The 6,445-nt window shown below is 44.5% G+C and carries 6 protein-coding genes; 1 reads left to right on the top strand and 5 read right to left on the bottom strand.

Translation table 11 applies throughout. The features are described 5' to 3' along the window. Positions 1-877: flavohemoglobin expression-modulating QEGLA motif protein (locus tag CAG68_RS15865; protein ID WP_161441347.1), on the top strand; the 877-nt coding region annotated here is incomplete at its 5' end. 70 nt (positions 878-947) lie between these two features. Here CAG68_RS15865 and CAG68_RS15870 read toward each other — a convergent pair. The 5 genes from CAG68_RS15870 to rppH all read right to left on the bottom strand — a co-directional run bounded on the left by CAG68_RS15870 (position 948) and on the right by rppH (position 6,286). Continuing rightward, on the bottom strand, positions 948-1,799 hold the full coding sequence (locus CAG68_RS15870; protein WP_005381947.1) for a thymidylate synthase: 852 nt from the start codon (positions 1,797-1,799) through the stop codon (positions 948-950). Positions 1,800-1,808: 9 nt separating this feature from the next. After that, positions 1,809-2,630, bottom strand: a complete 822-nt coding sequence (lgt, locus tag CAG68_RS15875; RefSeq protein WP_005381948.1) for a prolipoprotein diacylglyceryl transferase — start codon at positions 2,628-2,630, stop codon at positions 1,809-1,811. Positions 2,631-2,717: 87 nt separating this feature from the next. After that, a complete protein-coding gene (locus CAG68_RS15880) occupies positions 2,718-3,509 on the bottom strand; it encodes a sulfite exporter TauE/SafE family protein (RefSeq protein ID WP_005385965.1) in 792 nt (263 codons plus the stop codon). Positions 3,510-3,515: 6 nt separating this feature from the next. After that, on the bottom strand, positions 3,516-5,762 hold the full coding sequence (gene ptsP, locus CAG68_RS15885) for a phosphoenolpyruvate--protein phosphotransferase (RefSeq protein WP_104975865.1): 2,247 nt from the start codon (positions 5,760-5,762) through the stop codon (positions 3,516-3,518). A gap of 2 nt (positions 5,763-5,764) precedes the next feature. Beyond that, on the bottom strand, positions 5,765-6,286 hold the full coding sequence (rppH, locus tag CAG68_RS15890) for an RNA pyrophosphohydrolase (RefSeq protein ID WP_005381953.1): 522 nt from the start codon (positions 6,284-6,286) through the stop codon (positions 5,765-5,767). Positions 6,287-6,445: the final 159 nt, after the last annotated feature.

Below are 6,445 nucleotides of genomic sequence, written 5' to 3' on the forward strand. Positions count from 1 at the left end.
GGATGTAATTCAGTCTTATGCAGATAAACTGGATCAAGTGAATACCATAGGTACGCAAGAGTTTCTTTATAACTCCTTACGCTATTATGGGGAACCGAGCGCCAAAGATATTGCCAACGCCCATTTCATATTGCACCTTCCTACAGAAGAAGAAAAAGAACCTCAGCACGATAGCCGTGCAATAGCACGTTTCATGCAAAATTTTGCTCAACGCAATGGGTATGAATGTGAAATACAGGTGTTGGACGGGATGTTAGCAAACGCACTAGTTTCAGGATCTAGAGTCAAAATTAACCACGCGGCGTACATCACCACTGATGAGCTGGAGGCTCTTGCACATCATGAAATGGGAGTACATCTCCTAACTACGCTTAACGGTCGTCAACAACCGCTAAAAGTCCTGAGCTTAGGTTGTCCTGCCAATACCAACACTCAAGAAGGGCTGGCTATATTATGTGAGTATCTGTCAGGACATTTCAGTATCAAGCGCCTAAGAACCTTAGCCTTACGAGTTCTGGCAGTAGAGTCGATGATCAAGGATCGCGATTTCCGCCATACGTTCATGCTATTAAAAGAACAGTATAAAGCTTCTGATCTTCAAGCATTTACAACGACTGCCCGAGTCTATCGAGGTGGAGGTTTAACGAAGGATTACTTGTATCTTAGAGGATTCCGAGAGGTGCTCAATGCCTATGATAAATTGGGCGATGACTTTTCACTATTGTTGTGCGGGAAAACAGAGCTGAAGTACTTTGAGCTTATCCGTTCATTAGTGAGTAAAGAAATATTCACTCAACCTAAGTTTATTAGCCCGGCACTGTCCACACCGATGCAGACCAACCCAATTCACCGTTATATTGTCAGTGCACTAAAATAATACCTTCTAAGTACAAAAAAGAAAAAAGCTCCATTCGGAGCTTTTTCTATATCTTGAAGAACGATACTCGTTACACTGAGAATGGGTAACGAATAGGATCGTGATGCTCGTACCCTTCAACCCAAAAGTCATCCAGTGTGACCCAAGTTTCCAAATCTTCTAGAGATTTAATCTCTGGGTTGATATGGAACGTCGGCGCTTTTAATGGCTCACGTTTCAACTGAACATCGCGCATCAGTTCAAGCTGGTCTTCATAAATGTGAGCATTCACAATCTTATGAAATGCCTGACCAGGTTTCTTGCCCGTAATTTGCGCCATAATCGCCAAGAACACGTAAACTTGAACCATATTGAAGTTTAAGCCAAGCGGTACATCACACGAACGCTGAGTACTATTCAGGTAAAGCGTATCATCCAGCAATGAAAAATGGTGACTGTACATACAAGGACGCAAGCACCCCATGTGGAACTCACCCGGGTTGTAGAAGTTCAAGATTTCACCGCGGTCATCAACGCCACGCGTTAAGTCATCCACTATCTTACGTAGCTGGTCAACATGACCACCATCAGGTTTCGCCCAGGCGCGCCCTTGAACTCCATAGACACGGCCCATGTCGTCTTCGCCTTTACGGTATGGGTTATTCAACCAGGCATCATTTAGGTTGGCATTGGCATCCCAGGTTTTCGTGCCCAGCTTACGAAAATCTTCCGCATTATCGTAACCACGAATGTACCCTAGTAGCTCTGCAACAGCTGCTTTCCAAAAACTTTTACGTGTGGTGACCAACGGAAATTGATTGTTCGCAACATCGTAGGTTAAATCCGCGTTGATTACGGTCAGGCAGCGCTTGCCTGTACGCTCATTTTCAACCCAAACACCTTGGTCAACGATGCGTTGACACAAATCTAAATACTGTTTCACACCAATACCTTACTTCGTCTTTTGTGGTAATTCGTCTTTGTAATGACCACGTTTGTATGCCCAAACCATCATGAGGACACCGATAACCACCATTGGCAGAGATAAAATCTGTCCCATGGAAATAAAGCCACCGAATAAACCCAAATGAGCGTCTGGTTCGCGCACGTATTCTACTAGGAAACGGAAGGTTCCGTAACCCGCAAGAAAGAGTCCTGAAACAGAACCTAGAGGACGAGGTTTCTTGATGAACCAATTCAAAATGAAGAAAAGGACGATGCCTTCAAGCGCCATTTCATAAAGCTGTGATGGATGACGTGGCAGTGGACCGCCATTTGGGAAAACGATCGCCCAAGGCACATCCGTTACTCGGCCCCACAACTCGCTGTTCATGAAGTTACCTAAACGCCCCATACCCAAACCAAATGGCACAAGCGGCGCGATAAAGTCAGCAACACCGAAGAAAGTTCGCCCGTTTTTGTGTGCATACCAGAACATCGCAGTAATCACACCCAGTAAGCCCCCGTGGAAAGACATACCACCAGTCCACACTTTAAATAGATACAAAGGGTCAGCCAGGAAGAGCTCAAAATTGTAGAAAAGCACGTAGCCTACACGGCCACCAATCACCACGCCAAGGAAGCCTGCGAACAACAAATCAGAAACCTGCTCTCGTGTCCAACCACTTCCAGGCTTATCCGCACGTCGGTTCGCTAACCATAGAGCAAACATAAAGCCAACAAGGTACATCAAACCGTACCAACGAACCGAAACAGGACCAATAGAGATTAAAACCGGATCAATATTGGGAAATTCAATATATCCCTGAGACATAAATCATTCTCTTCTTATCACAACAAAATAAATATACCCAAGTAACCTCTAGATGCTTGGTTCAGCGAGAATGACTTGGGTACAAACTTAGAGCAGCATGGTCGCTGCAACAAACATTAAGAACACCGCGAATATCTTTTTTAATACCGCTGTTGGAAGGTTAGTTGCGAGCTTCGCACCCACTTTTGTTGTGAGCATCGAGGCCATAGCAATCGCTAATAAAGCGGGAAGATAAACATAGCCAATACTGTATGAAGGTAAGCCTTCCACTTTATAGCCATGTAAGATGAAGCCGATCATACCAGAAATAGCAATCACGCAACCACAAACGGAGGATGAGCCCACCGCTTTACGCATCTCTATCCCATGTTTATTTAAAAATGGTACCGACAGTGAGCCACCACCAATACCAGCAAGGCTTGATACGACACCAATTCCCGTGCCGTAAACTACAGTCACAGGGCTGCTCGGCATAGGTTTACTGCTCGTAACTTTAATGGAACGAAACATTTGTACTGACAGGCAAAGAACAATGACACCAAACACTTTCGGCAAATAGTGTGTAGGGATCCACTCAGCAATATTGGCACCAACAAAGCCACCAATGACCACACCAGGCATCAACCATTTTACGACAAACATATCGACATTGCCGAGCTTAAGGTGATTCATCGCCGATGAGCCAGACGTGACAATAATACTCGCTAACGAAGTGGCTAAGGCCATGTGCATACTCATTTCTGGAGAGATCCCAGCAAGAGGAAGCAAATACAACAAGGCAGGAACAACAATCAAACCACCACCGATACCGAGTAACCCCGCCATCACACCCACAAAAGCGCCTAGCGCCAACAATAACAAAAATAAAGAGACGGTCACGATTTCCTACTTTTTACCTGCACGGATAAAGCCCGCAAAGCCCTGTTGAATGAAGAAGTCATGCATCATTTGATGAATGTCCTCCCCATAGGACTTTGTCATTGCTTGCTCCGCTAATTTTTCTAATTCTTCTTGTTGGCTATGACGAATCAAATATTTCACCTTAGCCACATTGGAGGTGTTCATACTCAAACTGGTATACCCTAACCCAAGTAAGAGAAGAGCGCCAAATGGATCACCCGCTAGCTCACCACAAATACACACGGGCACCTGATATTTATCACACACCTCATGGATTTGCTTAAGCGCTAACAGTACCGCAGGATGCATAGATTCATAGACATCCGCTACGCGCGAATTGTTCCTATCTACCGCTAATAAATACTGAGTTAAATCGTTTGTCCCGACAGAAACAAAATCAACACGGTGAGCGATCGTTGGCAACAGATACACCATCGATGGTACTTCAATCATGACCCCAATTTGTGGGAATTGAATTCTATCATCAAGCAAAACGGCTTCGCTGTGAGCTTGATTAATCAAGCTAATGGCATCGTCTAGCTCTTTTACCCCTGACACCATTGGCAATAAGATACTTAAGTTTCCGCTTTCTGCACTCGCTCTTAACATTGCACGCAGCTGGATCAAGAAAATGTCTGGATGATCCAATGTAAAACGAATGCCACGCCAGCCTAGAAACGGATTATCTTCTTCGATGGGCAAATACGGCAAAGGTTTGTCACCACCAATATCCAAAGTACGCATCACTACTCGTTGATTCGGATAGCTGTTAAGTATTGCTTGGTATTGATGATACTGTTCATCTTCCGAAGGAAAGTGATGCTGAAGTAAAAATGCAATCTCAGTTCGGTACAACCCAACACCATCAACACCTGTGTTGATGGCAATATTACTGTCTGCACTGAGTCCCGCATTCAGCATAATTTCGATATGGTGATTATCTTGCGTAACCGCAGGGAGTGCGAGGTCCTTGTTTACCATGGCAAACAGTTCAGACTCTTCGCTTACTAAGCTGCGATACTCTCGCAACAACTGGCGGTTTGGCTCTAAGAAGATCTCACCCGTATAGCCGTCGACTATCCCGAGTTTGCCATTCACCACATCCGGATTAATGTTGGCGCCCATGACTGCAGGGACCCCAAGAGCTCGAGATAAAATGGCAGCGTGAGAGTTTGCGCCTCCCTCTAATGATACGACGGCTAACAAAAACTCTTTAGGTACAGAAGCGAGCAAGGTGGCAGTGAGTTCGTTCGCCACCAAAATAATGGGACGATCAATTGCAGAATTTTCTTGCTCACTGTTGTGCAGAAAATAGAGCAGCCTTTGCCCTAACTCTCGGATATCTTGCGCTCTTTCACGCATGTATACATCCGACATTCTTGCAAATCGATTCGAGTATGACTCTACAACTTGGCGTAACGCCCAGTCTGCCCTGTCTCCTTTTTCAATCTGCTTCTTCAAATCACCGCGAAGCATCGGATCATTCAGTAAGTGAGTAAACAGATCGAAGATCGCCAGCGCATCTTTGTTGATTTCACTGTCCAGTTTTTTCCGCATGCGGCGAAAGTCATTTAACGCTCGCTCTATGGCCACCAGTAGTGTCTCGTGCTCGCGTTCCTTATCTAACGTGGACGAAGGGAAAATATCCGATAAACTCGGCTGGGTATTGTCGAACCAAAACTCTCCAATCGCGACACCAGTAGACGCAGGCAAACCTTTTAATACCGTGGGTTTAGATGCTAACTGCCAATGCCCAAGATTCTGCGCATGTGCAATGAGCACCGCTAACTGAGCGGATAAGGTAACAAGAAACGATTCTTCCATTTCACTAAACAAGCGCGGCGTTTTTTGTTGGATCACCAACACACCTAAAACTTGTTTACGATGAATGATTGGAGTAGCTAAAAAAGAGTGGTAAATCTGTTCGCCGAGTTGAGGAAAGAATTTGAACTCGGGGTGTTTTGAGGCTTCGGCAAGGTTAAGGGGTTCAGCGCTTCGTTTTACCAACCCAACCAAGCCTTCATTGAAGTTGATATGAATACTATCACCTTCAAAAATAAGGCCTTGAGTTGCCATTAACTCAAGGCGCTGCATTTCTTCATTAGCAAGATAGATAGTACAGCACTCAGTACTAAGGGCAGCACAAGTCTCTTTCACCAATATATCGAGTGCCAGATGCACATCATCGACCCTGGAGACTTTCTCAACTATTTCCCTTAGCTGACTGAGCATGATTATCCTCTACGTTGCTTTTTTCTTTTCCCTTTCGCTTTTCTCTCTCGAAAAGGCATGGCTAAGGATGCAAATTCTTTCATCGCTCGTCGATAAACATCTCGCTTGAAAGAAACAACTTGCCTAACTGGATACCAGTAACTTACCCAGCGCCAACCATCAAATTCAGGGGATTTTCCGCGTTGCATATTAATGCGAGACTCATCGCATTCTAATCTCAGCAGAAACCATTTCTGTTTTTGGCCGATACAAACAGGCTTGGAGTCCCAACGCACCAATCGCTTTGGTAGCTTATATCTTAACCAATGACGACTTGTTGCAATGATCTTAACGTCTTTTTTCGTTAAACCGACTTCTTCGTATAACTCCCTGAACATGGCTTGTTCAGGGGTTTCACCTTCGTCAATCCCACCTTGTGGAAATTGCCATGAGTGTTGCCCGTATCGTTTAGCCCAGAAGACCTGACCATGGTTATTACATATCACAATACCAACATTAAGTCGGTAACCATCGCCATCTATCACTGGCTAACCTCTATGAATAAATTTTTTATTACCGTGATTTTTCCACATATCCCCATTACTAGCAAACTTACTGATGTGATATGAGCAAGATTTATTACCTTTTCAGCATTTTTGGATATCTTTTAATCAAACCATACCTTATCAACACAAGAGTGAGAC

Origin of the sequence: Vibrio sp. V42_P2S4T144, from assembly GCF_009904715.1 — a bacterium.
GTDB lineage: Bacteria > Pseudomonadota > Gammaproteobacteria > Enterobacterales > Vibrionaceae > Vibrio > Vibrio alginolyticus.

Excerpts from the sequence above, each read along its gene's own strand:
- lgt (WP_005381948.1), bottom strand. The coding sequence starts at position 2,630 with ATGTCTCAGGGATATATTGAATTTCCCAATATTGATCCGGTTTTAATC.
- ptsP (WP_104975865.1), bottom strand. The coding sequence starts at position 5,762 with ATGCTCAGTCAGCTAAGGGAAATAGTTGAGAAAGTCTCCAGGGTCGAT.